The organism is Micromonospora sp. DT44 (assembly GCF_049841635.1).
Classification (GTDB): Bacteria; Actinomycetota; Actinomycetes; order Mycobacteriales; family Micromonosporaceae; genus Micromonospora.
The window spans coordinates 24,862-45,607 of record NZ_JBNCKS010000048.1; the positions used below are offsets into that span (position 1 = coordinate 24,862).

The following is a 20,746-nucleotide window of genomic DNA, read 5'->3' on the forward strand; positions in this document are numbered from 1 at the left end:
CTAGGTCTGCGTCTGGCCCACTCACCGACTGCGGCTACCCGCGGTCCTTCGGGGCAAACGGCCGGACATCCGGACGTCGCATCCGGCCACCGGGCGCGTCGCGGTGGCCGGATGCGGGTGGTCGTCAGGGTTTGAGGACGACCTTCTCGCAGTTGTCCTGCTTGTTCTTGAAGATCTCGAAGCCGCGTTCTGCCTGGTCGAGCGGCAGTGTGTGGGTGATGACCCGGGTCGGGTCGATCTCCCCCCGTTCGATGCGCTGCAGCAGCGGTTTCATGTAGCGCTGCACGTGGCACTGACCGGTACGTAGAGTCAGCGCCCGATTCATCCACGCCCCAGCCGGGAACTTGTCGAGGAAACCGCCGTAGACGCCGATGACCGACACGATGCCGCCGCTGCGGCAGGACAGGATCGCCTGGCGCAGCGCGTGTGGCCGCTCGGTCTCCGACCGCACCGCCTGCTTCACCCGGTCGTACGCGTTAATGTGCGTGGCGCCGTGGGTCGATTCCATGCCGACCGCGTCGATGCACTTGTCCGGCCCGCGTCCGCCGGTCAGCTCCAACAGCCGGGACCGCACGTCCACCTCCTCGAAGTTCACCGGCGTGTGGCCCGCCCGCTCGGCCATCTGCAACCGGTACGGCTCCTTGTCGATGGCGATGACCTTCGCGGCACCGAGCGCACGGGCGCTGTCCATGGCGAACTGCCCGACCGGGCCCGCGCCCCACACGGCGACGACGTCGGTGGGCTGGATGTCGCACATCTCGGCGCCCATGTAGCCGGTGGGCAGGATGTCGGACAGGAACAGCACCTGCTCGTCGCTGAGGTCGGACTCGATCTTCAGGGGGCCGACGTCGGCGAACGGCACCCTCGCGTACTGCGCTTGGCCACCAGCGAACCCGCCGGTCAGGTGCGAGTAGCCGAAGATCCCGGCGACCGGGTGACCAAACATCTTCTCCGCGATCCCGGCGTTGGGGTTCGAGTTCTCGCAGCAGGAGTACAGCTCGGCGGCGCAGGCGCCGCACGCGCCGCAGGCGATCGGGAACGGCACGACGACCCGATCCCCGACGCGCAGCCGAGCGGGGTCGACGCCGCGGCCGACCTCCGTCACCTCGCCCATGAACTCGTGACCCATGACGTCGCCGTCCTGCATCGTGGGTATGTAACCGTCGACGAGGTGCAGGTCCGAGCCACAGTTGGCGGTGGAGGTGATCCGTACGATGGCGTCGCGATCATTGAGGATCTTCGGGTCCGGCACGTCGCGGACCTTGACCTTGTTGCGGCCGGCCCAGGTGTTCGCCCTCACGAGCCTGCCCCCTTCGCGAACTCGGAGTCCGACAGCGGTTGCGCCGGCCGCTGCGGGAACTCCCTGCGGGCCCGCTTGCCCCACGGGGCGCCCTCGGATCGGACCACCTGCCCGGTCTCCAGCACCTGCTTGAGCCGGCGCAGGTCGTCGTCGAGTTGCTGGTGCGGTTCCTCACCGAAGTACCTGGCGACCGCCTTGCCGACCGCGCCGCCCGGGACGTCGTACGACATGACGACGTGCACCTCGGTGCTGGAACCGTCCGGGGCGGGCACGAACTGGACCGTGCCGGCGTTCGGCACGTCGGCGTTCCCGGTGGACCGCCACGCGATCTTCTCGCCAGGCGTCTCGTCGGTGATCTCCGCGTCCCACTCGACGTTCTTGCCGAAGGGCGCGCTGGCGGACCAGTGGCTCGTACGGTCGCCGGTGGCCCGGATCTTCTCGAGGTGCGCCATGAACGTCGGGAGGTTGTCCAGGTCACGCCAGAACGCGTAGACCGTGGGTGGGGATTTGCGGATGGTTGTCGTGGCTGTCAGCTCCATGGGTCCTCCTTGGCGTGAGCCGCGAATCGCCGGCGACGAACCGGTCTTCTTGAGGCGGGTGGCCTGCACGGCGGTCAGCAGGTCCACCACCGTGATCCCGACGATGGCGCCAGTGACACCGACGAGGCGACGGCGGCGGTGCCCGCTACGGTGCGCGATGGCCACGCCGAGAGAGGCCAGGTCCATCGCGTCGCCCGCGACCCGGGTCCACGCCCAGATGCCCTTGCGCCGGCTCGTCAGAAGGCCGGCCGCATGGACCAACTCCCGCGCCCCGACGAGCGGCACTATTGTCCGGGAGGTCGAGGAGTCGTCCACCCCGCTGATCCGTCGCACCGTGTCCGGTGCCGCGAGCTGTGCCACGCCCAGGCCGAGACTCATCCAGCCGAGCCGGCGTCCTCGCCGTCGCACGTCTTCCTGCCTGGCCTGGGCGGACTCTCGCGTTGCTAGTTGAGTCACGGGTAGCCTCCGTATCCGGTCGCAGCCCGGCCGAGCCATTCCGGCTCACGGAAGTCCGAGACGAGACCCGTAGACGCCCGCATACCCCTCGGAAACCACCTCAATCCGTGCATCGGTCGCGGTACGGAGGTGATCCCTGTCCGGCGGCTCAGCACGGTGTACCGGCCACGACCGCCGGCAGCGGTACGGCCAGGTCGTCGTCGACGCCTGTCAAGCGCTCGTATCCGGATGGGGTCCAGAAGCTTCACCGGGGCGGCGCTTCGACCGGCGGAGCGCCGCTGCCGTGCGGGCTCAGGTCGGGTCCTGATCCTCCGGATCCTGAGCCCCACCGCGTCAGGCGGTCGCCATCTGGCGGACGTTCTCGCCCTGGGCGAAGACCTCGACCATCTTGGCGCAGAAGGCCGGAAGGTCATTGGGGTTGCGGCTGGTGACCAGGCCGTTGTCGACCTGTACCTGTTGGTCCACCCAGTTCCCGCCCGCATTGCGGATGTCGGTCCGCAGACTGGGGAAGGAGGTGACGGTCCGGCCGTTGACCATGCCGGTCTCGACCAACGACCAGGGGCCGTGGCAGATCGCCGCCACCGGCTTCTGTTGCTGGAAGAACGCCCGGACGAAGTCCATGGCCTGCGGGTTCATCCGGAGCCGGTCGGGGTTGACCGTCCCGCCCGGCAGCAGCAGGGCGTCGTAGTCGGCCGCATTGGCCTCGTTCACGGTCCGGTCCACCCGATAGCGGTTGGCCGGGTCGATGTCCTGGTTCATCGACTGGATCTCACCGGAATTCAACGAGATCAGGTGGACCTCGGCGCCCGCCTGCTCCGCCGCGGCTCGGGACTGGGTGTACTCCACGTCCTCCACCCCGTCGGCGGCGAGGCAGGCGATTCGTTTGCCGGTCAGTGGCTGCTGGCTCTGCGCCATCTTGAGGGCCTCTCCCTCGCGGCGCCGCCCCGTCGGCGGCGCCTCGTTTCGCTCGCGGTCGCCTTCCGGTGTTGGAACCGGGAAACAGCCGCCGATCGCCGATCGAGGGCGGACGGGGTGAGCCGCTCGCCGATCAGACAGAGCGCGGAGGAAGGCGGGACTGGTTCCTGCCGATGCGGGTAACGGACTGAACCACTGGCGCCGAGGCCCCGGAAAGGCCGACATGACTCTCCCTACCGCTTCCATCGAACTGCCCTCCGGTCAGACCATGCCCGTGCTCGGCCAGGGCACCTGGTACCTGGGGGAGCGCCCGGCGCGGCGACAAGCTGAGATATCCGCCCTGCAAGCTGGCCTGGACCTGGGCATGACGTTGATCGACACCGCGGAGATGTACGGCGACGGTGCTTCCGAGGAGCTTGTCGGCGAGGCCATTGTCGGACGACGCGATGACGTGTTCCTGGTCGACAAGGTGCTGCCGTCCAACGCGAGCCGGCAGGGAACCGTGCAGGCCTGCCGCCGCAGCCTGCAACGACTCGGTGTCGACCACATCGACCTCTATCTGCTGCACTGGCGCGGCACACATCCATTCGCGGAGACGATCGAGGCGTTCGCCGAACTCGTCGACGCCGGCGACATCGGGCAGTGGGGCGTGAGCAACTTCGACCTTTCCGACATGACCGAGCTACTCGACGCGGGCGGGAACGACTGCGCGACGAACCAGATCCTCTACAACCTCACCCGGCGCGGGCCTGAGTACGACCTGCTTCCGTGGCTACGTCAACACCGGATCCCGGTGATGGCGTACTCCCCGATCGAGCAGGGCAGGGTACTCGGCCACGACCAGGTGGCGGAGGTCGCTGCCCGGCACGGGGCGACGCCCGCTCAGGTCGCGCTGGCCTGGGTGCTGAGGCAGGAGATGGTCAGTGCCATTCCCCGATCGTCCAACGCGGAACACACCCGGGAGAACGCGGAAGCGCGCGACCTGCACCTGACCGAGGAAGACATCAGGGCACTCGACGTGGCGTTCCCGCCACCTGCTGGCCCGCAGCCGTTGGAGATGTTGTAGGGCCCGCAGCCGTTTCGGCGGGAGCAGTGCCGGTGCCGTGACCAACGGAAACTCGGCGAGTGGCACAAACGCCTCTGCGAGTCCGCCCTTTATGAAAGTGTTTGCTCTGAAGGATGCCGATTTCGACGGCACCCGCACGGGCAGATCAAGTGACAGGGGCGGACATGAGATGGCTGATCGGTGGTGCGGCCGCGATTGCCGGCGGGTTGGTGGTCCGGCGTCTGCTCGGTGCGGGTGGCCGGGGCAGCGACCAGTGGCAACGGGCTCAGGCCCGGCGGCGCGAGGCGAGATGGCATGTGGCGACGGTGAACCGACCGGCGGGTGACGTCGCCCCGGGCGGCCGGTTCCCCGAGCCGCTGGCCGGACTTGGCGACGCCGTCGAGGTCCAGGTCCGGCCGGCCGCCGGAGGCCGCGGGACCGAGATCGCCGTACGGCTGCGCGACGGCGCCCGACTCCCTGTCGCCGCCGCAGCCCGCCGGGTCACCGGCCGGGATCCTGAACAGGCGATCCGGGCTGCGCTGCGAGAGTCGAAGCAGCTGATCGAGACCAGTGAGGTCCTGCACCCGGACTATCCGCCCACGACCGAGCCGACTCCGATGAACAAGCCACTGCGAGTGGCCACCGCACAGGGTCGACGGGAGGGACGGCTGTGAAGGCGCTGGTGTGGGAGGGAGCCAACGAGCTCGCGGTGCGGCAGGTGCCGGAGCCACAGATCCGCAACGAGCAGGACATCATCGTGCGGGTCCGTCGGACGGTGACGTGTGGGTCGGACCTGCACCTGCTCGGCGGGTACATCCCTTTCATGGAACGCGGTGACGTCCTCGGGCACGAGTTCCTCGGCGACGTCGTCGAGGTCGGTCCGCAGGTACGCAACCACAAAGTGGGCGACCGCGTCGTTGTCTGCTCGTTCGTATCCTGCGGCAAGTGCTGGTACTGCCAGCAACAACAGTTCTCGCTGTGTGACAACGGGAACACGAACCCGATGATCACCGAGAATGTCTGGGGTGCCGCGCCCGGAGGCTGCTACGGCTACTCGCACGCACTCGGGGGCTTCGCCGGCAGCCACGCTGAGTTCATCCGCGTCCCCTACGCCGACCAGGGTGCCTTCACCGTTCCGGACGGCGTGAGCGATGAGCGGGCCCTGTTCGCCTCCGACGCCGCGCCGACCGGCTGGATGGGCGCCGACCTCGCCGGGGTCAAACCGGGTGATGTCGTGGCGGTCTGGGGTGCTGGTGCGGTGGGGCAGATGGCGGCGCGGGCGTCCGTGCTGCTCGGTGCCGATCGGGTGATCGTGATCGACCGGCTCGACAACCGGCTCCAGATGGCCCGGAAACATCTCGGCGTCGAGACGCTGAACTACGAGCAGCAGGACGTCAGCGGCGAGTTGCTGGAGCGCAGCGGCGGTCGAGGCCCGGACGTGTGCATTGAGGCAGTCGGCATGGAGTCGCACAGCAGCCGACCGCAATTCTGGTACGACCAGGTCAAGCAGCAGCTGCGCATCGAGTCCGACCGCCCGATCGCCGCCCGGGAGGCGATCTACAACTGCCGCAAGGGTGGCAGTGTGTTCATCCTGGGGGTGTTCGCCGGCCTCGTCGACACGTTTCCGCTCGGAGCGGTGATGAACAAGGGGCTGACGCTGCGCGGCGCACAGCAGCACGGGCAGCGCTACATTCCCATGCTGCTGGAGCGGATGGCCCGCGGCGAGCTGGTCACCGAACATCTCGCGACACACACCATGTCGTTGGACGACGCTCCGCGCGGCTACGACATGTTCAAACAGAAGATCGACGGCTGTGTACGGGCCGTCTTCCAGCCCACGAGCTGAAGCGCGCCCCCGGGGGCGGGCGCCTATCAGCTCCCGCCGCCGGGCCGCTTCCTGCCGTTCTCGTCCCGCCAGCCGCCGGGTTGGGGGTGGTAGCCGTAAGCGGCGGCTCGGACTGTTTCCTCGTTCTCCAGCCCTGAACCGATCGCGCCGCCGACGGTGGCCAGTGAGGTGGTGATCCAGGCCAGCGCCAGATAGTCGCCGGCATTCACCGCCCTCTGCAGGACCTGTTCGAGTACGGCGGTGTCGATCAGCAGCGCCGCGACGAGCACCGTTCCCACGAACAGCACCACGTAGGACACCGCCGTGGCCAGGGTCAGAGTGAGGATCGTACCCAGGTTGAACAGCCGTGCCAGCTCAACCGGCGTCTCGCGGCTCGGTTTCTCCCACAGGTCGTGCGCAACGATCAACCAGGCCACCAACGCGGTCAACCCGAGCACCATGATCACCGTGAGCCGGAGTCCGCCGAGGGCATCGCCCATCTGCCAGATGGTGTCCGTGGTGAGCGCGATCGCAGCCGTGCCGAACGCGCCGACCAGCAATTTGGACAGGCCCAGCAGTGCACGTCCAGGTCGGTTGGCTCGGACCATGCCGGTCAACAGGCGAACTCGGCCGATCAGCCCCGAGGCGAGGTAACGCCGCTCGCCGGAGTCCGCCCCGCCGATCACTCGATGAACGGCGGGAACACGCCGTTTCGTCTCTGCCGGTGCCCGCTCGGCCGGCGGCATCCGGTGGTCGGAGGCGTCGGCCAGAAGCCGGCCCACGAGATCCGGGACGGCTGCGCGGACCGAGTGCATCTGGCGCAGTCCCAGCGCGGGCAGGGAGATGATCCCGATGTGACGTTGGCCGGACGTCTGCGCGACCAGAGGCACCCGCTCGGCATGCAGTGGCAGGTCGGTCAGGCAGATGGCGACGTCCCACTGGTCGTCGGCGCGCCGCCTGGCAAGATCGTCGAGCAGTGCCTCCGCGCCGCCGTCGCGGCGCGGCACGACCTCCCCCCAGCCTTCGCGGACGGTCCACCGCACGTCCGCGCTCACCCGCTCGGTGAGCCCTCTGGTCAGCTCCAAAGTGAGCCGTGCGGCGACCCGTGCGGGGTGATCCGGTGGGGTTGCTACCAGTCCCACGACGATCTCCGCGCCATGTCGTTCGCTCTGGGTCACCGCTGCTCCTCACCAATGGTCGGGCTCGACGCCGACGGCGAGTACCGGGGGCGTTCAGGCGTCGTCTCGGCAGATCCCTTGCCGACTGACGTGGTGGTGGAGCCAGGCCGCCGAGGGCAGCGCCCCGACGATTCGTACCGCGCCGACGCGACGCCTGCTCGAACCGGGCGGCCCGCCCACGCAGCCTAGAAGACCATGCCGAAGGGTGCAGCGGGTTCGCTGGGTTGAGTCCTCCCGAAGACCGGCCGACACCCCGCCTCCGCCGACGAGGTGGGTCACCGCAGCCGGCCGTCGTGGGCGAGCAGGGCGATCTGGGTACGGCTCTCAAGATCGAGCTTGGTCAGGATGTGCGAGACATGGGCCTTCACCGTCGTCACGCTCATCAGCAGTTCGCCGGCGATCTCGGCGTTGGAGCGGCCTCGCGCGATGGCCAGCACCACGTCGCGTTCCCGGGGTGTGAGCAGGGCCAGTCGGTCGTTCGCCCGCTCGTAGGACTCGGCGCCGGAGGCGACCCGCTGCATGAGGCGGCGGGTCACCCCCGGAGACAGCATCGGGTTGCCGGCGGCCACCGCGCGTACCGCTTGGCTGATCTGCTCGGGTGGGGTGTCCTTGAGGAGGAAGCCGCTCGCGCCAGCACGCAGGGCTCGTAGCACGTGTTCGTCGGTGTCGAAGGTGGTGAGCACGATGATCTCGGGTGGTCGGTGGCGGCGGCGCAGGCGCTCGGTGGCGGTGATGCCGTTGACGCCGGGCATCCTGATGTCCATCAGCACCACGTCGGGCAGGTGCCGGTCCACCGCGGTGATCGCCGTGGCGCCGTCGGCGACCTCGCCCACGACGGCGATCCCGTCGGCGCCGTCGAGCATCAGCGTGAGCATTCCCCGTACGAGAGGATCGTCGTCGACGATGACGACCCGGATCGGCGGGGTCACGTCGGCCATGGCAGCCACGCGGTGAGGTGGAACCGGCCCGCGGCGTCGACGTGGTGGGCGACGCGACCGCCGGTGAGCGCGGCCCGTTCGGCGAGGCCGATCAGGCCGGTGCCGGCGCTGTCGGTGGCACCGCTGTCCGGTGTGGTCGGGTTGCTCACGGCGATGCTCAGTCCGGAGCCGGGCGCCCCACCGAGCACCAGCTGGACCGGCTGCCCGGCGGCGTGCTCGCGGGCGTTCGTCAGTGCCTCCTGCGCGATCCGGTAGGCGGTGCGGCCCACCGGCGGCGGAATCTCGGCCGGCGGGCCGAGCGGGTCGTCGATCTCTATCTGTTGCCCGGCGGCCCGCGCCTCGTCGATCAGGCGGGGCAGGTCGGCGAGGGTCTGTCCGGGTGGCGCGTCGGTCGGTTCCTCGGCGTCGTCGTTTCGCAGCAGGGTGATGACCTCGCGCAGCTCGTCGAGGGCGTGGTGCGCGCTGGCCCGGATGACTCCCGCGGCGGCGCTGAGCCGCTCGGGCGGCGCGTCCGGCCGGTACTCCATCGCTCCGGCGGCCGCCGCCAGCAGGGACAGCCGGTGGGCCAGCACATCGTGCATCTCCCGCGCGATTCGGTTGCGCTCGGCCGTCCGTGCCTCGCCGACCCGCCGTTCCTGCTCCTGCTCGGCCCGCCGGGCCCGCTCCCGCAGCGCCGCCAGCAACGCGTGCCGGGCCTGCGCCCAGGTGCCCCAGCCGAGCAGGGCCGCATAGGCGACCGACATCAGCACCAGCCGCCAGCCGTACGGCAGGCTGGGCGCCGGCCGCCAGAGTGCCTGCACCGCCTCGCCCGCCACGCCGATCGCCGCGACCACCGCGGCCTGTCGGAACGGCCGGTTGCGGGCGGTGAACAGCACCGCGAAGCTGGCCACCGGCGTGGCCACCGACGACAGCGCGACGAGCAGACCGGCCAGCACGCCGCCGACCCGCGGGTGGCGCAGGACCACCGGAACGAGGACCAGGGCGGTCACCGCCAGCGCGACGTCGAAGGCGGCCAAGCCGGCAGAGTTGGATCGGGTGGCGGACCAGAGCATGGTCGCGACGAGGACGCCGACCGCCAGGGTCGTCACGCCGGCCGGGACGTAACGCCACGTCCTCGGCCGCCTGACCTCGCACGCCGCGGCATCCACATGGCGCAGGCTACTGGGCTCGTCGTGCGCCGGACCACCTCCTTTGGTAGTACGTCGGGACGCCGGAGGACGTACCCGTCGTGGCGTCTCGACCGACGTGTCCGACCCGGCCCGGTCCGCAGACTCAGGCCATGACGAACAACCCCCTCTTTCGACGAGCCGCGGTGGCGGCCGGCGCGGTCCTGGTGGCGGTGGCCGAGTTCGCGCTCCTGCGCTCGGTGGCCGGCGTCGACCTGGCGGTCCGCTCCGGTGGCTCGACCCGGCAGGTCACGATGGGCGCGGTCATCGGGGCGACCACGGTCGCGGCACTGGCGGGCTGGGCGCTGCTCGCGGCGCTGCACCGCTTCACCAACCGCGCCCACGTCTGGTGGACCGCGGTCGCGGTCGTGGTCCTGCTGCTCTCGCTCGTGGTCGGCCCACCCAGTGGTGTCGGCGGGGGAGCGAAGGCGACCCTCGCGCTGCTGCACCTGAGCGTCGGCCTCATCCTCATCCTTGGCCTGCCCCGGCCGCGCCCGGAAGGAGCGGAACGATGACCGCGTTGACCGTCCGCAAGCAGGACGGGGGCTTCGTCCTCGACTCCGGTGCGACCGGGCCGCGCGCCTCGCTGCGTACCGGTTGGACCTGGCGGTGCGGTGAGATCCGCAGCGGCACCGGCCGCTGGACGGTCGAACCGACCGGCCGCCGACGCATCGGTTTCACGGCCCAGGGGCAGTACGGCGTGGCGGTGCGGCTCGACCCGGGCCGCTCGCACGTGCCAGGACCCGGCGGGGTGACCCGCTGGGAGCTCGGTCGCCGCGGTGGCGAGCTGGTACGCGACGGGAACCGGCTCGCCGTGCGCCTCCCCGGCCGACTGGGCGGACCGATCCGCGTCGACGTCACGGGTGAGTGGGCCGAGGTGGAGCTGGTGGTGCTCACCTCCTGTTTCGCACTGATGAGTCGACGGCGGCGGCGCACCCTGATCATGATGGCCGCCGTCAGCGGGGGGAGTGGGTGACCACCCGCCGCTCTGGACATCTTCAGTTAACAAACCTAATAATTAGCCTCCCGTCGATATTCCTCGGTCGGGCACCCCCTCGGGAGGACCGGATGGCGCGCAGATTACGAACACCGTTGCTGGCTGCCCTGGCGGCCCTGGTCTCCGCCGCCGCGGCGACCCTGACCTTCGCTTACCCGGCACTGGCCGCCGGCCCGACGGCCGTCTTCACCAAGACGTCCGACTGGGGTACCGGCTGGGAGGGTCGCTACACCATCACCAACGGCGGGTCGAGCACGATGACCAGCTGGCAGGTGGCATTCACCCTGCCGACCGGCACCACCCTCGGCTCGTACTGGGACGCCACCGTCAGCAGCGTCGGGCAGCGGCACACCTTCAGCAACCGCTCGTGGAACGGCACCCTGGCCCCCGGCGCGTCGGCGTCGTTCGGCTTCCTGGCCACCGGCTCCGGCTCGCCCGTCGACTGCACACTCAACGGCGCGGCGTGCGTTGGCGGCGCACCCCCCACCACGACACCGCCGACCACCGCACCCCCCACGACACCGCCGCCTACCACCACACCGCCCACGAGCCCGCCGCCGAACACGGGGTTGCCGAAGCACGCGCTGATCGGCTACCTGCACGCCAGCTTCGCCAACGGCGCCGGATACCTGCGGATGGCCGACGTGCCCGACGACTGGGACATCGTCAACCTCGCCTTCGGCGAACCCACCTCCGTCACCTCCGGCGACATCCGCTTCCAACTCTGCCCGGTTGCCGAGTGCCCCAACGTGGAGACCGAGGCCCAGTTCACGGCGGCGATCCGCGCCAAGCAGCAGCAGGGCAAGAAGGTGCTGCTGTCCATCGGCGGTCAGAACGGGCAGGTGCAACTCACCACGACCGCCGCCCGTGACACGTTCGTCCGCTCGGTGTCGGCGATCATCGACCGGTACGGCCTCAACGGCCTGGACATCGACTTCGAGGGCCACTCCCTCTCCCTCAACACCGGCGACACCGACTTCCGTAACCCGACCACCCCGGTTGTGGTGAACCTGATCTCGGCGATCCGCGAGCTCAAACAGCGCTACGGAAGCGGCTTCGTGCTCACGATGGCCCCGGAGACGTTCTTCGTCCAGCTCGGCTACCAGTTCTACGGCTCAGGCCCCTGGGGCGGCCAGGATCCCAGGGCCGGGTCGTACCTGCCGGTGATCTACGCGCTGCGTGACATCCTCACCGTCCTGCACGTCCAGGACTACAACTCCGGCCCCATCGTCGGGCTCGATGGCCAGTACCACACCATGGGCAGCGCCGACTTCCACATCGCGATGACCGACATGCTGCTGGCGGGCTTCCCCGTGGCCGGGAACGCCAACGCGGTCTTCCCCGCACTGCGCGAGGACCAGGTCGCGTTCGGCACGCCCTCCTCGACCAGCGCCGGCAACGGCTACCTCGCCCCGGCGGGCGTGCAGCAGGCGGTTAACTGCTTGGTCCGAGGCCAGAACTGCGGCGCGTACACCCCGCGCAGCGGAACCAACCCCAACTTCCGGGGCCTCATGACCTGGTCGATCAACTGGGACCGCTACTACTCCTGGGAATTCCGGCTCAACCACGGTCCGTTCCTCAAGACGCTGCCCTGACCGCGAGGCTGGCGCAACCAGCCCGAATCAGGATCGCGGCCCGGTCGATCCGGACCGGGCCGCGACCTGGCACAGCACCCCCGACCCGGCGGCCTGCACAGCTACCGGCAGAGGGCTTCCGGTGGCGACGTCGGCGTGCTTTGGTGTGAGCACATCACCACCGCGCGTCACTGGAGGCAGAGATGACCCGGTTTGTTGGTAAAGGTTTCCTGGCCGGTCTGACCGCTGGCGTCCTCATCGCAACGCTGGGCCTGCCCGGCGTCGCCACGGCCGGGCCGCAGGCGCGAACCGTGTCGGCCTGCACGCTACGACCACTGCCGCTGCCCGGGGACCTGAATGGCGACGCTCGGGCGGTCGACCCGACCGGTCGGTTCATCGTCGGTACCGGCTACCGAGTCGATGGCGAGGATCGGCAGCCGCTGCTGCTGCTCTGGGCCACGCGGCCCGGGGTGTGGAACCAACCCCGCCTCACCGTCGTCGAATTCCAAACGGAGCCGCAGGTCTACAGCGTCAATCGATATGGCGTTGCCATTGGCACTGCCTATGTCGGTGATGTTTACCGCCCGTGGCGCTACGTTCAGGGCCAACTGGAGTGGCTACCCGTCCCGCCGGTGGTCGCCAACGTCACGGCGCGAAGCATCAATGCGCGCGGTGACATCGTCGGCAGCGGCGCCATCGAGGAGACCGAGACGTCTCTGCCGCTGCTCTGGCCCGCCGACCGGCCGGGCACCGTCGAGGTGATCGACACTCCGCCCGGCTCTGGGGTGGTGGAGATCTTCGACGACGGCACCATCGTCGGCGGCACCGCCGTATCCGGCTGGGTACGCCATCCCGACGGGAGGACGGACCGATTCACCGTCCCCGGCGCCCGGTGGGCGTGGGTCCACGCGGCCCGAGGGAACTGGGCGATTGGCCGCTTCGGCACCGGCAGCGAGGACGAGGACAGCACCGGGGTGCGCTGGGATCTGCGCACTGGCGTGGCCACCGCCGTGCACCCAGCGCTGGGCTTGCCGAACGATGTCAACAGTCAGGGCGCGGTGCTCGGCACCCGAGCCGTCGATCACGGCGACCGGCTCGTCACCCTGCCCGGCGCCATCCCCGACGTTCAAAGCAACTTCGCCGAGCAAATCGCCGACGACGGCCTCATCGTCGGTGGGATAAGCAGCATCGCCCGACGGCTTCCGGTGCGCTGGACCGACTGTTGACGTGGTCGCCGCCACGACCTGTGTGTCGACCGGAGGCCGGCCGTCCCGAGAGGGCCGGCCTCCGAAAGCGTCACGCCGCAGCTGCCCGGTTCCGCGCGGCGCTTGCCAGTCCGTTCAACGTGGTCAGGTCAGCCGTCCCCAGGTACGAGTCCGACATCATGACCACCACCACGTAGTGGCCGACCGCGGCGGCGACATAGCCGACGTAGCGGTCGCCCTCGTCGTACGTGCCGAGGAACAGCACCGAGTCCGGCCCGAGGTGGTCCTCGGCGACCGGGTCGAAGCCCTCCTCGTCGCCACCCACCCCGCACCGGGCCAGCTGCGCCTTCAGTTCGGTGATGTACGCGTGTGCCCCATCGCCGCGGTAACGGGCGACGTTCTCGTAGATCCGGAATCGGGTACCCAGATCGGCCGCCTGGGTTCGGCTCACGACGGGCCCGGGCACGGGCGTGTCCGCGCACGGCTGAGGTAGCAGCGACCACACCAACCCGTCCTCCACCGGCCCCGGCACAGCTCCGCCGAGATCGTCCGGCTGCAACATGACCCGGTCAGGGATCCCCCGTGGCCGCTGCTGCGCCGCCGCCGGCCCGCTCGCCGACACCAGTCCCAGGATCACGGCCGTCATCACCATCAGTGTCCTTCGCATGCGAACCATCTTCTGTATGGTCGGCGAGCGATGGATCGGCAGGCGTACTCGGCCTCTCCTGGGTACACGTACCCCCAGGCCTATCCGAGCAGCGTCGCCGTCGCGGCCAGAGTGCCCAGCGACAGCGTTGTGGTCACGACGACCGCCCGGTTGGCGATGGTCTCGCCGACGCCGTACTCCTGGCCGAAGATGTACGTGTTCTGCGCTGTCGGCAGGCCCGCGCACACCACCACGGCGAGCAACTGCGGCGCGGACAGGTGCAGGGCCAGCCCGGCCGCGTACGCGACGAACGGCTGCGCGACGAGCTTCAGCGTGGCGATCACGGCCAGCTCGGCCAGGTCGGCCGGCTCTGCCCGCCACGCCGCCGGGCGGTGCAGCGACGCGCCGAGCGCCACCAGGGCGGCCGGAACCGCGGCGCCCGCCAGCAGGGTGAGCGACGCGTCGGCTGCCGACGGCAGGTGCAGGCCGGCAGCCGAGCACGCCACACCGAGCAGCGACGCCAGGATCACCGGGTTGCGTACCGGTAGGGAGGCGATACGGCGGACCCGTACCCGCCCGGCCGGGTCGCTGTGCCGGTCCAGGGCGATCAGGACCACGGGCGTCACCACCAGCACCTGAAGCAGTACCACCTCCGCCAGGAACGACACGTCGCCGAGCACCTGCGTCGCGATCGGAATGCCGAGGTTCGCCGAGTTCACGTACCCGGCGGCCATGCCCCAGATCGGCCGTTCGCCGGGCGTGCGACCGAACAGCCAACTCGCGCCGACCCAGCCGAACCCGACGACCGCGGCGGTGCTCATCCCGAAGGCGAGCAGCGAGCGGCCGGCGAACCCGGAGAGTGGCATTCGGGACAGGGCCAGGAACAGGGCGGACGGCATCGCGAGGTGGAACACGAACCGGCCGAGCACCGATGCCGCCGCCTCGCCCAGCAGACCCCAGCGACCGGCCGCGTAACCGACCGTCGTGAGGACCCAGATCGGTACGAACGCCGACACCAGGCTCATGCGAGGGTCACTCGCGAACGGGTGACAGGAGTAGGCCGGCTGCGGTCAGGGCGACTCCGGCAGCGGCTGCGTAAGTCGGAAGCTGGGTCGGGATGCCGAGGTAGACGGTGATGCCGAGGATGCGGGACAGGCCCCAGGGCAGCAGCGCGAGTTGGTCGTTCCACACCGTCAGCGCGCGTTCCAGGCCTACCGCCCAGACCAGGGCGGACAGTGCGCCGAGGGGCACGCCCACGGCGGTGAGGGTCAGCCCGACCGCGCTTGCGCGACGCAGGCCGTAGCGGTCCCGCAGGACCACCGCCGTGACCACGAACAGCCAGCAGAACGCCGCGAACGCGACGGTGACGTACGCCGCGCGCAGACCCGGTGCGGTCCAGAAGGCGAACCAGTAGCCGCCGGGTCCCCGCAGGGCGAGCGCCGCCAGGAGAAGTACGCTGCGCAGCAGCGCGACGCCGCCGAGCGCGGCCCACAGGTGGAACGGATCCCGGCGGCCGACGACGAGGCGTACGACGAGAGCGAACAGCGCCCATCCACCGAGGGTGACCAGCAGGTGTGCCGGCGCGGCGAACCAGGTCAACACGAGCCGGCTCGCCACCAGGACCACCGCCGGGACCAGCCACACCATCAGCCGGTCCGCCCGGGTGCTGGGTGTCGGCAGCGCGGCGACCCGCCACGGCCGGAGCGCGCCGAGCAGCAATCCGCGCGCGGCGGCCGCGCCGAACCCGCGCCCGCGCAGGCCGAGCAGCAGCACCAGCAGGATCGACGCGAGCAGCGCCCGGGCCGCCCAGGCCATCGCCGGGTCCCGGTCGGCACGCCGCGCCCCGAGGTCGGCGGCGGTGAAGTTGTACGCCGGCAGGTCCAGGTCGGCGCCGTAGCGCTGCCGGTGCGCGTCGCGCGCATCCTGGTACGCCGCCGCTGCCCGCCGCCAGTCGTGACGGGCGGCCGGTGCGCCCGTGTCCAGCCACTGCGCGTGCCGCAGCACCATGGTCCGGTACGCGCTGAGCGTCTCGAACAGGTCGACCTGGTAGTCGAGCGTCGCGGTGAAGCGCCCGCGCAGTTCGGCGTCCCGCCACGTGGCCGGGTCGGTCGCGACCACCAGGTCGCGCATGCGGCGGGCCAGCGCGACGGCCTGCGTACCCTCCTGGATCGCCTCGTCGACGCGGCCGCCGGTCACCGCGTAGATGCTGTCCAGCGACGCGGAGTCGCCGGTCGGGATGTCCCACTCGAAGATCCACATCATGGGCGGCGGTTCGAGCCCGAGCGCCCGTACCGACCGGTCGGCGTACGGACCGATGTAGAGGCCCTTGGTGACCGCCTGGCGGGACAGCGCCATGGCCTGCCCGATCGCGGCGACGGTGCCCGGGTCGCCGGAGAACGTGCGGTACGCCCAGTCCGCCGTCACCTGCGCCGGGTCGGCCTGCGGGTCCCAGGCCAGGCGGCCGACGGCGTACGTGTTGAGGTCGTAGAGCTGCCAGAAGCCGGCGCGCGGGTACAGCGACATGGGCCCGGCGCGAAGCGGTCCGCCGCCCTGGGTCCAGTTCCAGACACCCTCGACGTTTCCGTTGGCGGCGAGGAACGCGCGCAGCGCCTGGCGGTGCAACGGGCCGAGGTCGTTGGGCAGCGAGCCGAACGCCTCGAACTCGCGCCGGGCCTGAAACTCCACGATGCGGCGGTGCCCGCCACCCAGCAGGGTGGTGTTCAGCGGCAGGTGGCTGTAGAAGTCGCCGAGGGTGTACTTCGTGGACACGATCAGGTGTGGGTCGTCGAGCCCGCCGAGCACCTTCGCGTACGACTCCGGGTTGGTGTGCAGGTCGCCGACCGCGCCGACGCCCACCGTCCAGGTCCGGAAGATGATTTCCTTTCCGGCCGGGCCCGCCGTGTCCAGCAGCGCCCGCAGCATCGCGCGTACGGATGCTTCCGTGGGGACCGCGAGCCGGGACGAGTAGTCCCAGCCGGTTCCGGCGTACACCTCGCCGCCCTCGCCGATGCGGACCATGAGGCCGTCGACGAACGGCATGCTCTCGAACAGTTCGGCCAGGCCGGCCTGGTAGACCGCCCACAGCCGGGGGTCGGCCACGTCGAGGCCGCCGACGGTCCGTGTCAGGTACGCCTCCACCGGGGGCGACACCGCGAGCATGTCGGTCAGCAGGAAGACCCTCATCCCCATGTCCTCGGCGTACCGGAAGACGGGTCCGAACGCCGTGACCATCGCGCGTGCCCGGTCGACGTGCGGTTCGCCGGGCGGATAGACCGCGCGTCCGTCGCCGACCTTGGCGAACGTGACGTACTCCAGGAAGCCGGGCACGACGATCCCGTTGTATCCCTGCGCCACCGAGTGGTCGACGAGCTGGCGAAACTGCGCGTCGATGCGGGCCACCGCGTCGGCGTCCACCCACGGCGCTCGGGGCAGCACCGCCGACGCGACCACGTCGGTGTTCAGGCCGTAGTCGTCGCCGGCGGCGAAGGCGGCCGGGTCGGGCTCGCGGCCCACCGAACCGGCGTCGGTCAGCCGCAGGCCGAGCCGGGGGGTGACCACCCGACCCGTGTCCGCCGCAGGGAGCGCCTCGACGCCGGAGCGGATCCGGTCGGCCAGCTGGTACATCCCGGCTGCCACGCCCGCCGCGTCACCGCCCTGGACGGCCAACTCGGTGCCGCGCACGTCGAGCCGGTACGACTCGGGTGTCCCACCGAGAGCGGCCAGCACGCCCGCCCGCAGCGTGCGTACCGCCGACAGGTCGGGGGGCCCGCCGCCCGCCGTACCGGTGCCCGGCGCGGTGGTCGCGGACCCGGCTGGGGTGAGCACCGGCCGGGGCCTGCCGCGGAAGACGACCGCGTCGGCGACGGCGGTCGCGGCCTTGGCGAGCCGGGGATCGTCGGGTACGACGAGGGACGCCAACGGCGGCACCGGCGCGGGCGTCCGTGCCGGCGCCGCGACAGCCTCCTCGCCCGGCACGGCGGCGGGGGAGTGACTCAGCCCCAGCGTGTCGCCGACCGCCCAGGCCGTGGCCGCGCCGAGCGCCACCACGATCGCCACGGCGACGAGCAGCCGGTACGGCCTGCGGGCCGGGGCAACGTGAGCCACGCCCGCATGGTAGTGGTCGCACCGGCCTCCGTCCTCGACGCGCGGAAGCCGGCGGCGAGCGTCGTCGGCTACCCGTTACCGGCACCATCTCCGCTCGGAGTCAGGACACTCGGGTCCGGTCCCCGGCCCAGGCCGCTTCGAGGATCGCGGTCAGGCTGGCGGTGTCGGTCGGGCCCGGATGGTTCTGGATGAGGCGGGTGACACCACTGGCCATCTCCGCGAAACGTGGCAGGTCGGCGCGTGCCACGCCGATGTCCGCCAGGGTGCGGGGGATGCCGATGTCGGCGAGGAGACCGTCGAGCCAGGTGAGGAACGCGTCCGCGGCCTCGGCATCGGAGGCATCGGCCACGTCGAGCCCGCACACCCCGGCGAGGATCGCCAACCGGTCTTCGACGGCATCCCGGGCCGCGTCCAACGCGTAGGGCAGGAGCAGTCCGACGCCCAGGCCGTGCGGGGTGTGCGTGGCCGCGCCGATGGGGTACTGGAGGGCGTGCGGGGCCGCGTTGCCCGCGTGCGAGAAGGCGAGCCCGGCGAGCATCGACCCGTACGACATGTCCGCGCGCGCCTCCCTGTCGCCGCCGTCCCGGACCGCACGACGCAGGCTCCGGGCGATCCGCTCCGCGGCCAGGAGCGCGTAGTGGTCGGTGATCGGGTTACGGCCGAGGAACACCTGCTCCACCGGGTCGCGTGGTCCGTGGGCCCGAGATCGCGCGGTGTAGCTCTCCACGGCGTGGCAGAACGCGTCGATGCCGGAGTGGGCGGTGACGGTCGCCGGGCAGGAATAGGTCAGTTCGGGGTCCACGATGGCGAAGTCGGGCACGATGTGGACGCTGGAGACCCCCACCTTCAGCTCGCGGTCCGGGTCGGTCAACACCGAGACGGGGGTGAGCTCGGAGCCGGTACCGGACGTGGTCGGGACCGCGACGAGGGGGAGGGTCGGCCCCGGCACCTTCGACTCGCCGTAGAAGTCGCGCGGAGATCCCCCGTGGCGCCGGATGACGCCGACGATCTTGGCGAGGTCGATCACCGTGCCACCCCCGATGGCGAGGATCACGTCGGCCTCCACCTCGTTGGCGACCGAGACGGCCACGGCGACGTCGGCGAGTGGCACGTCCGACGTCGCGTCCGAGAACACCTCGACGACGTCGACCCTCTCCCGCACGGCCGCCACGATCTCGGCGACGCCCGGTTGGCCCAGGAGAACCCGGTCGGTCACCACGAGGACCCGCGATCCACTCTCGGCCACCACCCGGGGGATGTTCTGCGCGACCCCTTCGCCCACGATGAGCTGGCGTGGTCCGCGGACGGTCTCAAGCATGTCGGTGCCTCTTTCGAACGTCGGCGGCGATGTGCGGGGCGCAAGCTCGGGTCGGCAGGCCGGTCACGGCAGGTCGATCGCCGCGTAGGTGAGGTCGAGGTACTCGAGGATGCCCTCGTGCGACCCCTCCTTGCCGATGCCGGACTGCTTCACGCCCCCGAACGGAGCTGACGGGTCCGAGATCAGACCACGGTTGATGCCGACCATCCCCGTCTCCAGCCCCTCGGTGAACCTCAGCGCCCGCCGCAGGTCGCGGGTGAAGACGTACCCGACCAGGCCGTGCTCGGTGTCGTTGGCCTTCGCCAGCACCTCGTCGTCGGACGTGAACGAGATGATCGGCGCAACCGGACCGAAGATCTCCGCCTTCAGCATCCGCGCGTCGTCGGGCACGTCGACGACGACGGTGGGCGGGTAGAAGTGGCCCGGCCCATCCGGCCGCTTGCCGCCCACCAGCACCCGGGCGCCCCGATCCGCGGCGTCGGCGACGAGTTCGTCGATCGCGGTGACCGAGGCCTCGTCGATCAACGCCCCGACGTCCACGCCGTCGTCCAGACCATGACCCACCGACAGCGCGCCCATCCGCTCGACGAAGCGGGCCGTGAACTCCTCGCGCACCGGCTCCTCGACGTAGATCCGGTTGGCCGCGATGCAGGACTCCCCGATGTTGCGCATCTTGGCCACCATGGCGCCGTCGACGGCGACGTCCAGGTCGGCGTCCGCACACACGATCAGGGCCGCGTTGCCGCCAAGTTCCATCGAGGTACGCAGCACGTTGTCCGCAGCCTGCCGGAGCAGCACGCGCCCGACCTCGGTCGACCCGGTGAACGACAGCTTGCGGGTCCGGTTGTCGGCCAGCAGCGCCGAGACCACCGCGCCGGAACGCTTGGTGGTCACCACGTTGACCACGCCCGGCGGTACGCCCACCTCCTCCATGAGGCGGGCCAGGAACAGCATGGTGAGCGGCGTCTGGCCCGCGGGCTTGGTGATCGTCGTACAACCCGCGGCCAACGCAGGAGCGATCTTGCGGGCGCCCATGGCCAACGGGAAGTTCCAGGGCGTCACGAAGACACACGGTCCGACCGGCTTCGGCACGGTGAGGATGCGGTATCCGCCTGCGGGGGCGGCGCTGTAGCGCCCCTCGACGCGGACCGCCTCCTCGGCGAACCACCGGAAGAACTCCGCGCCGTAGGACACCTCCGTCCGAGCCTCGGCGAGTGGCTTACCCATCTCCAGCGTGATCAGCCGGGCGACCTCCTCGGACCGCTCGACCAGTGCCCGGTACGTCGCGGTCAACAACTCCGACCGTTTCCGTGGCGGGGTCGCCGCCCACCCCGGCATCGCCGTGCTCGCCGCGTCCAGGGCGGCGAGCCCGTCGACGACGTCGGCGTCGGCCACCTCGGCGATGGTCTTGCCGGTGGCGGGGTCCTCGACGGCGAAGGTGGCCCCGTTCGTGGCGTCGCGCCAGGCGTCGCCGATGCGGAGCCGCCGGTGCTCGGGGGCCAGGACGGTCATCGGGTCACTCATTGCGTCGCCTCCTGTG

General features: G+C 70.7%; 18 protein-coding genes. 7 read left to right on the plus strand and 11 right to left on the minus strand.

Translation table 11 applies throughout. The features are described from left to right. Positions 1-124: 124 nt before the first annotated feature. The 3 genes from ACLQ25_RS24775 to ACLQ25_RS24785 all read right to left on the minus strand — a co-directional run bounded on the left by ACLQ25_RS24775 (position 125) and on the right by ACLQ25_RS24785 (position 3,210). On the minus strand, positions 125-1,300 hold the full coding sequence (locus ACLQ25_RS24775; protein ID WP_425733188.1) for a zinc-dependent alcohol dehydrogenase: 1,176 nt from the start codon (positions 1,298-1,300) through the stop codon (positions 125-127). After that, positions 1,297-2,247 (minus strand): SRPBCC family protein, encoded by a 951-nt coding sequence (locus ACLQ25_RS24780; protein WP_425733189.1) that lies wholly within the window; start codon positions 2,245-2,247, stop codon positions 1,297-1,299. Before ACLQ25_RS24780 ends, ACLQ25_RS24775 begins: the two co-directional genes overlap by 4 nt. Positions 2,248-2,628: 381 nt before the next feature. Continuing rightward, on the minus strand, positions 2,629-3,210 hold the full coding sequence (locus ACLQ25_RS24785) for a type 1 glutamine amidotransferase domain-containing protein (protein ID WP_425733190.1): 582 nt from the start codon (positions 3,208-3,210) through the stop codon (positions 2,629-2,631). A gap of 223 nt (positions 3,211-3,433) precedes the next feature. Here ACLQ25_RS24785 and ACLQ25_RS24790 point away from each other — a divergent pair, with 223 nt between their 5' ends. The 3 genes from ACLQ25_RS24790 to ACLQ25_RS24800 all read left to right on the plus strand — a co-directional run bounded on the left by ACLQ25_RS24790 (position 3,434) and on the right by ACLQ25_RS24800 (position 6,101). After that, positions 3,434-4,276, plus strand: coding sequence for an aldo/keto reductase (locus ACLQ25_RS24790; RefSeq protein ID WP_425733191.1), 843 nt, complete (start codon positions 3,434-3,436; stop codon positions 4,274-4,276). 164 nt (positions 4,277-4,440) lie between these two features. Beyond that, positions 4,441-4,929 carry a hypothetical protein gene (locus ACLQ25_RS24795; RefSeq protein ID WP_425733192.1) on the plus strand — a complete coding sequence of 163 codons (489 nt, stop codon included), beginning with the start codon at positions 4,441-4,443 and terminating at the stop codon, positions 4,927-4,929. Continuing rightward, complete coding sequence (locus ACLQ25_RS24800; RefSeq protein WP_425733193.1) at positions 4,926-6,101, plus strand: zinc-dependent alcohol dehydrogenase; 1,176 nt, start codon at positions 4,926-4,928, stop codon at positions 6,099-6,101. The genes ACLQ25_RS24795 and ACLQ25_RS24800 overlap by 4 nt, the downstream gene beginning before the upstream one ends. Before the next feature lie 26 nt (positions 6,102-6,127). Here the strand turns inward: ACLQ25_RS24800 and ACLQ25_RS24805 are convergent, their stop codons facing one another. The 3 genes from ACLQ25_RS24805 to ACLQ25_RS24815 form a co-directional block, all read right to left on the minus strand. Next, positions 6,128-7,258 carry a hypothetical protein gene (locus tag ACLQ25_RS24805; RefSeq protein ID WP_425733194.1) on the minus strand — a complete coding sequence of 377 codons (1,131 nt, stop codon included), beginning with the start codon at positions 7,256-7,258 and terminating at the stop codon, positions 6,128-6,130. Positions 7,259-7,533: 275 nt separating this feature from the next. Continuing rightward, positions 7,534-8,196 carry a response regulator gene (locus ACLQ25_RS24810; RefSeq protein WP_425733195.1) on the minus strand — a complete coding sequence of 221 codons (663 nt, stop codon included), beginning with the start codon at positions 8,194-8,196 and terminating at the stop codon, positions 7,534-7,536. After that, positions 8,184-9,284, minus strand: coding sequence for a sensor histidine kinase (locus ACLQ25_RS24815; protein WP_425733196.1), 1,101 nt, complete (start codon positions 9,282-9,284; stop codon positions 8,184-8,186). Before ACLQ25_RS24815 ends, ACLQ25_RS24810 begins: the two co-directional genes overlap by 13 nt. A gap of 191 nt (positions 9,285-9,475) precedes the next feature. Here ACLQ25_RS24815 and ACLQ25_RS24820 point away from each other — a divergent pair, with 191 nt between their 5' ends. The 4 genes from ACLQ25_RS24820 (at position 9,476) to ACLQ25_RS24835 (ending at position 13,159) form a co-directional block, all read left to right on the plus strand. Continuing rightward, the gene (locus tag ACLQ25_RS24820) at positions 9,476-9,877 is read left to right on the plus strand and encodes a DUF6069 family protein (protein WP_425733197.1); all 402 of its coding nucleotides are present in this window, start codon (positions 9,476-9,478) and stop codon (positions 9,875-9,877) included. Next, positions 9,874-10,338, plus strand: coding sequence for a hypothetical protein (locus ACLQ25_RS24825; protein ID WP_425733198.1), 465 nt, complete (start codon positions 9,874-9,876; stop codon positions 10,336-10,338). The genes ACLQ25_RS24820 and ACLQ25_RS24825 overlap by 4 nt, the downstream gene beginning before the upstream one ends. A 92-nt stretch (positions 10,339-10,430) precedes the next feature. Next, complete coding sequence (locus tag ACLQ25_RS24830; RefSeq protein ID WP_425733199.1) at positions 10,431-11,954, plus strand: chitinase; 1,524 nt, start codon at positions 10,431-10,433, stop codon at positions 11,952-11,954. 182 nt (positions 11,955-12,136) lie between these two features. Then, complete coding sequence (locus ACLQ25_RS24835; RefSeq protein WP_425733200.1) at positions 12,137-13,159, plus strand: hypothetical protein; 1,023 nt, start codon at positions 12,137-12,139, stop codon at positions 13,157-13,159. A gap of 70 nt (positions 13,160-13,229) precedes the next feature. On the opposite strand, the gene ACLQ25_RS24840 is transcribed toward ACLQ25_RS24835, so the two are convergent. The 5 genes from ACLQ25_RS24840 to ACLQ25_RS24860 form a co-directional block, all read right to left on the minus strand. Further along, positions 13,230-13,784, minus strand: coding sequence for a hypothetical protein (locus tag ACLQ25_RS24840; protein ID WP_425733201.1), 555 nt, complete (start codon positions 13,782-13,784; stop codon positions 13,230-13,232). Between the two features lie 101 nt (positions 13,785-13,885). Beyond that, a complete protein-coding gene (locus ACLQ25_RS24845; RefSeq protein ID WP_425733202.1) occupies positions 13,886-14,809 on the minus strand; it encodes an AEC family transporter in 924 nt (307 codons plus the stop codon). A gap of 7 nt (positions 14,810-14,816) precedes the next feature. Further along, positions 14,817-17,888, minus strand: a complete 3,072-nt coding sequence (locus ACLQ25_RS24850) for a hypothetical protein (protein ID WP_425733203.1) — start codon at positions 17,886-17,888, stop codon at positions 14,817-14,819. A gap of 100 nt (positions 17,889-17,988) precedes the next feature. After that, positions 17,989-19,206 carry an iron-containing alcohol dehydrogenase gene (locus ACLQ25_RS24855; RefSeq protein ID WP_425733204.1) on the minus strand — a complete coding sequence of 406 codons (1,218 nt, stop codon included), beginning with the start codon at positions 19,204-19,206 and terminating at the stop codon, positions 17,989-17,991. A gap of 63 nt (positions 19,207-19,269) precedes the next feature. After that, the gene (locus ACLQ25_RS24860) at positions 19,270-20,730 is read right to left on the minus strand and encodes an NAD-dependent succinate-semialdehyde dehydrogenase (protein WP_425733205.1); all 1,461 of its coding nucleotides are present in this window, start codon (positions 20,728-20,730) and stop codon (positions 19,270-19,272) included. Positions 20,731-20,746 lie beyond the last annotated feature (16 nt).